This window comes from Novosphingobium naphthalenivorans NBRC 102051 (genome assembly GCF_001590985.1).
GTDB lineage: Bacteria > Pseudomonadota > Alphaproteobacteria > Sphingomonadales > Sphingomonadaceae > Novosphingobium > Novosphingobium naphthalenivorans.
Window position 1 is genome coordinate 1 of the sequence record NZ_BCTX01000145.1, and the last position, 5,647, is coordinate 5,647.

General features: G+C 66.4%; 6 protein-coding genes. All 6 read right to left on the reverse strand.

The window, feature by feature from the left end; all coding sequences use genetic code 11:
- Nucleotides 1-57: 57 nt before the first annotated feature.
- Nucleotides 58-225: a hypothetical protein gene (locus NN5_RS26475; RefSeq protein ID WP_169801052.1), complete on the reverse strand. Its 168-nt coding sequence runs from the start codon at nt 223-225 to the stop codon at nt 58-60.
- Between the two features lie 281 nt (nt 226-506).
- Complete coding sequence (locus NN5_RS23845; protein ID WP_067739048.1) at nt 507-929, reverse strand: type II toxin-antitoxin system VapC family toxin; 423 nt, start codon at nt 927-929, stop codon at nt 507-509.
- Nucleotides 926-1,180: a FitA-like ribbon-helix-helix domain-containing protein gene (locus tag NN5_RS23850; protein ID WP_067739051.1), complete on the reverse strand. Its 255-nt coding sequence runs from the start codon at nt 1,178-1,180 to the stop codon at nt 926-928. Before NN5_RS23850 ends, NN5_RS23845 begins: the two co-directional genes overlap by 4 nt.
- An 85-nt stretch (nt 1,181-1,265) precedes the next feature.
- Nucleotides 1,266-2,192 carry a DUF2493 domain-containing protein gene (locus NN5_RS23855; protein ID WP_067739057.1) on the reverse strand — a complete coding sequence of 309 codons (927 nt, stop codon included), beginning with the start codon at nt 2,190-2,192 and terminating at the stop codon, nt 1,266-1,268.
- Nucleotides 2,193-2,504: 312 nt separating this feature from the next.
- Nucleotides 2,505-3,545: a DUF7146 domain-containing protein gene (locus NN5_RS23860; RefSeq protein ID WP_174523932.1), complete on the reverse strand. Its 1,041-nt coding sequence runs from the start codon at nt 3,543-3,545 to the stop codon at nt 2,505-2,507.
- A partial coding sequence (locus NN5_RS23865; RefSeq protein ID WP_174523933.1) for a strawberry notch C-terminal domain-containing protein occupies nt 3,545-5,647 on the reverse strand: 2,103 nt, incomplete at its 5' end. The genes NN5_RS23860 and NN5_RS23865, both read right to left, overlap by 1 nt.

Here is a 5,647-nt window from a genome sequence, read left to right on the forward strand (position 1 = left end):
GGCTCGTGGCGGGAGCCGGAATGCGCGGCGCCCGCCGTTTGTGCGATCCTGTTCGCCTCATGAGGCGAATGGGTCGATTTCATCGACGATGGCGCTTTCGTCGCCGTCATATTCGGCCGCGGGCGTCACCGAGAGCGTGCCGTCGCCGGCGCGATAGATGACTATGGCGGCCATCAGGGTGGTGGCGAGGCTAAAGGCGAAGGCATGAGCGGTTTGGAAGGACATCGACCTGGCTCCTGTTTCGAGCGGAGGTCCATCCCCCGCTGACAGGCGCCCGAAGAGTCCGGTCGCTGGCCGCAATCACCGCGCGCGGCGAAGCCGGAGCGGCGGCACGCGCATGCGTAGTCCGACCCTTTACGGGTTGATGGCGTCAGGCCATCGGCTGGACCAAGGATCAGCGTCTTGAAGCGGGGGTGGCCGTCCGGTCAGGAGACCGTGATGTCCGTTTACCGCGAAGCCGTTTGCTACTGTTTGCCCGGCTCAACCCCGGTGGCCGGTGAGGATCGTCATCGCGCCGCTTTCCACGGATCGATGACATCAATGCTGGCGGCATCGAATGCACTGGTATCGCGCGTGGCGACGATGAACCCTCGCGAGGTCGCGATAGCCGCGATGTAGCCGTCGGGTGTCGGAAAGCCCTTTCCGGCGGCGCGGGCTTTGACGGCGAGTTCGGCATAGTGCCGTGCGGCGCCCGTATCGAACGGCAGGATGCGATCTGCGAACAGCTCCATCACGCCCTCTAGGGCCTCGGTGAGCTTGCCCTTTCGCTTGCCGTCGGGAAGCGCGCCGATCCCGAACATCAGTTCAGCGACGGTGACGCTGGAGAGATAGAGTGTTTCGGCCGCCTGTTCGTCGAGCCAGGCCCGAACGGTCTCATTGGGCTCGGGCTTCATCGCCTCCGAGACGACATTGGTGTCGAGGAGGATCATTCGAAGCTCATCGGCTTGGCGGGCGTCTTATCCCGGGTCTGTTCGAGGGCGGCGACGTCCTCATTGGTCAGCCCGAGGCGGCGGCTGCGTTCCGCTAGCGCGCTGCCAAGCCGGAGGCGCGTATCGGGACGGACGGCCGTTTCGAGGATGTCGCGCATTTCTGCCTCGGCGCTGCGGCCATGCTGCGCCGCCCGCACCTTGAGAGCGCGGTGCGTCGCGTCGGACAGGTTCCGGATCGTGACTGCGGGCATGACAGCATCTCGTTCGATAGTGATAGCGTTGATAGCAAGATAGAAAATATGCCATCAATTTTCAAGGTGGAGGGTTTGGCGGCGCTTACGCGCCGCCCGTGCCGAACCGATAGACCGGGATGCCGAGCTTCCTAGCCTTGTCGGCGAGATTGTCCTGGATGCCGGTGCCGGGGAAGACGAAAACACCGATCGGCGTGATCGCCAGCATGGCGTCGTTGCGCTTGAACGGGGCGGCCTTGGCGTGCTTCGTCCAGTCGGGCTTGAAGGCGACCTGCGGCACCTTGCGCGTTTCGGCCCAGCGCGACGCGATCTTTTCGGCGCCTTTCGGGGAACCGCCGTGCATCAGCACCATGTCCGGGTGCTTGGCGTGAACCTGGTCGAGCTTGGCCCAGATCAGCTTGTGGTCGGCGGTGTCGCCGCCGGAGAAGGCGATCTTCGGCCCTGCGGGCACGAGCACTTCGGTTTCTGCGCGGCGCTTGGCGGCGATGAAGTCGCGGCTGTCGATCATCGCGGCGGTCAGGTGGCGATGGTTGACCCGCGATCCAGTGCGCTGGGACCAGGGTGAGCCGGTGGCGCGATGGAAGTGGTCGGCGGCACTGTCGCGGAAGACTTCCAGGCTGTCGCGGCGTTCGATCAGCGACTGCCCAAGATCGATTAGGCGTTCGAGCTGGACGGATTTGATCTCCGAGCCATCCTGTTCGCGCTGGAGGCGCTTCTGCGCCTGCTCGTTGTCGTCGAGCTTGCGGTCGGCTCGCTCGACGGCGCGGTGGAACATGTTGACGGTCGACCAGAGGAGATCGTCGAGGTCAGGATCGAGGCTGGTATCGGCCACGGTGGAGATTAGGGCGTCGAAGATATCGGCGACGGCGCCTTCGATGATGAGGTCCTCCGGCACCGGCCTGGGATCGGCTTCGTCTTCCGAAGGGCGGTAGCCGTAGAGCTGAAGGTCCTGCGCGATCTGGTCGGTCGGCGATGCAGCGTGTTCGGGTTCGTAGTCGTCGTGCTCGCTCATGGGATGCTCCGTCGGTTGGACCGCGACCGTCGCGGCCTTCATGGCGACGAAGCCGTCGGGCGGGACGGACCTGCACCCGGAGCGAAGCGAGAGGGCCGAAGCGCAGCGAAGGATGGCGAAGGCCGGCGATTTTGCTTCGCGATGGAAAGCGGCCCGAGGGGCCGCGCCGGAAAATCGTCGGCCGCAGCCATTGCCGATCCGGCCCGGCCGACGGCCGATCGCCCTCTCGAAGGCCGAGGCGCGGTCCTCTCCGAAGGCTGAACGCATCCGGGCGGGCATGAGGATTGCGGCCTCGACACTCCTTGCCGACGACTATGCCGCTTCGAGCCAGAAACGGGCGACGTCCGGCGGTGCGAGCTGTACCCGCAGATTGCCGCGGAGCGCGTCGATGCCGAGGCGCCGGAGATCCTCGTTGAAGTCCTCTAGAACCGGCGAGAGCACGATGGCCTCGATCCCGGCCGTGTTCGCCCGTTCGACCAGGCTATCCCGCGCGCTGTCGCCCGCCGGGTCATTGTCGCGGACGATGTAGAGCCGGCGCAGCGTCTCGGGGAACAGGATGGCGGCCAGATGGGCAGCGGAGAGCGCCGCCGCCATCGCCATGTGCGGTATCGCCTGACGTGCCGACAGGACGCTTTCGATGCCTTCGCCTGCCGCCATCACCTCGCTGGCGATCCCGAAACGGACGGCGTGACCGAGCAGGTCGCCCATCGCCTTGCGCGGCGTATCGATCGGCGCCTTGCCGGAGCCGTCAGGAGCGAGCCAGGTCCGATGCGCGCCAGTGATCGTGCCCCTGAGATCGGTGACGGCGGCGATCATCGCTGGCCAGGTTTCGGTCGGGCCATGACCGTCGGGCCGGTAGTAGCAGCGCGGATGGAAGTGGAGGTTTCCGGTTCCGTGCAAAGCCGTAATGCCGCGATTGCGGAGATACGCCTCTACAGAGGTGCCGGCGATCGACTGCGACATGGCGAACAATCGCCTTGCCGCTTCGGCTGAGCCTGACGGGGCTGACGTGCTTGGTCGCTTCTTCGTCGCCGGCGCGGGTTCGGGACGCGGCAGGCTGAGGAAAGTCCGGGCTTCCACGACGACATCTGCGAAGTCGATGAGGCCGCAGCTTTCCCGGATCACGTCGAGCAGATCGCCATGCTCGCCGGTGGCGGCGTCGGTCCATTTGCCTGCCGGTCCCTTCGCCGTCGCCTTGAGCCGGACGAACATCGAGCGGCCGGGCGTGTTGCGGGCATCGCCGACCTGCCAGTAATTGCCCTGGCGATGGCCGGCGCCGAGATAATGGCGGCATACCGCCTCGGCCTCCCGGCCGAGACGGTTCGCCAGATCGGAAGCGTCGAGACGGGTCATCACGCCGCCTCGCGTTCGCCGATGCGTTGGACCGGATAGCGGCCCAGCACGCGCTCCAGCACCATGGGACCGGCGGCATCTGTCGGCAGGAACATCCTGAGCTTCCAGGAGATGATCTCGTGGAACAGGCCGTAGGCGGTGAGCCGCTCGCGCATCGTGTCGGTGAAGCCGGACAGCTCGATGCGCTCGGCGCCCATGATGCGGACGCGGCGAAGCTGGATCCCCTCGGCGAGGTCGAGGATGGTGCGGCCATCCATTAGCGCCATGAAGGCGTCGGCTGGTGTGAGCGTCGCCGCGCCGGTCGTGGTTGCGTTGGCCGCCCAGGCAGGCGAGACCTTGCGGCCGACGATCCGCTCGCCCTCGTCGGTCTGGAGCCGATAGACACGGGTGGACTCGTTGGGCAGCCGCTTCCAGATCGGCAGCAACAGACCGGCGACGATGTGAATCGTGCTGTCGGAAAACGCCGGGACGTCTGCGACCTCGGCGCTCCAGGCCGCAGCGAAGGCGTTCCGCTCTGCCTCGGTCCAATGAGTCTCACCCATCATCTTTACCGGAACCGTATGCGATTCCATCGGCCGGATCAGCCGGACGCGGCGTTCGATCTCACCATCGTCGAGCATGATCGAGGTGGCGGGGATCTGGACGGCAGAGCGGCCCGAGCGTTCGTTGATCAGCAGCCTGGCGCCGGGTTCGCCGAGATAGGTGAGCGCCTCGTCCAGCGTGGCTGGGTGATTGCGAGTCCGCTGCGCGATGGTGAGCAGCCGGGTTTCCGCGCCCGTGCCCGGATGGGTATAGATCGTCTGGCGGTCGGTGACGGTGAAGCCTTCCGCCGTCAGCGTCTCGAGCCCGACGTCGTAGATGCCTGCGGCGATTGCTCCCTCGATCTTGGCGGCAAGAAGCTGCTCGAAAGCAGTGAACAGGACGCCCTGAAGCTCGATGGTCAGCGCCAGCAGCCGGTTGAGGAAGGTGGTTATCGGCGGCAGCTCGTCCTTGATGCCGTTCGCGTCCATCAACTTCAGGCCGGTGGCGGACTCGAAGCGGTCGAGCGAGCAGCCTTCGACCTTGCCGCGCACCAGCAGGAGATAGAGCTGGCGCAGCGCATCGCGGGCATAGGCGCTTTCCAGATTGTCCTCGGGGCGGAACAGGCCCTGCCCGCCGGTTTGGCGCTGGCCGCGGGTGATAGCGCCCAGCGTGTCGAGGCGGCGGGCGATGGTGGAGAGGAAGCGTTTCTCCGCCTTGACGTCCGTGGCGATGGGCCGGAACAGCGGCGGCTGCGCCTGGTTGGTCCGGTGCGTGCGGCCGAGGCCCTGAATGGCGGCGTCCGCTTTCCAGCCGGGTTCGAGCAGATAGTGGACGCGCAGCCGCGTGTTCCGCGCCGAAAGCTCGGCGTGGTAGCTACGGCCGGTGCCGCCGGCGTCCGAGAAGATCAGGATGCGCTTGCTGTCATCCATGAACGCCTGGGTTTCGGCGAGATTGGCGGCGGCGGCGCGGTTCTCGACGACGAGACGGTCGCCGCCCGAAGACGCGCGCTTGCGGACGATGCGCCGCGAGCGGCCAGTAACTTCCGCCACCAGCTCGGTGCCGAAATGCTGGACGATCTGATCGAGCGCGCCGGGCACCGGCGGCAGCGAGGCAAGCTGCGCGATCAGCTCGTCGCGGCGCGCCACGGCCTCGCGGCTTTCGACGGGCTGGCCGTCGCGATAGACCGGCCGCGACGACAGATTACCTTCGCTGTCGGTGAACGGCTCGTAGAGCTGCACCGGGAAGGAATGGGCGAGGTAGTCGAGAACATATTCCCTCGGCGTGATGTCGACGCGGACGTCGTTCCATTCCTCGGTCGGCAGCTCGGCCAGCCGGCGCTCCATCAACGCCTCGCCCGTGGAGACGATCTGAATGACGGCTGCGTGGCCGGCTTCCAGGTCGCTGGTGATCGACCGGATCAGGGTCGGCGTCTTCATGCTGGTGAGCAGATGGCCGAAGAAACGCTGCTTAGCGCTCTCGAAAGCCGAGCGGCCGGCGGACTTGGCCTGCCGGTTCAGCGTGCCGGTGGCGCCGGTGATATTGGCCGCCTCCATCGCCGCGTCGAGGTGGTTATGGATGAT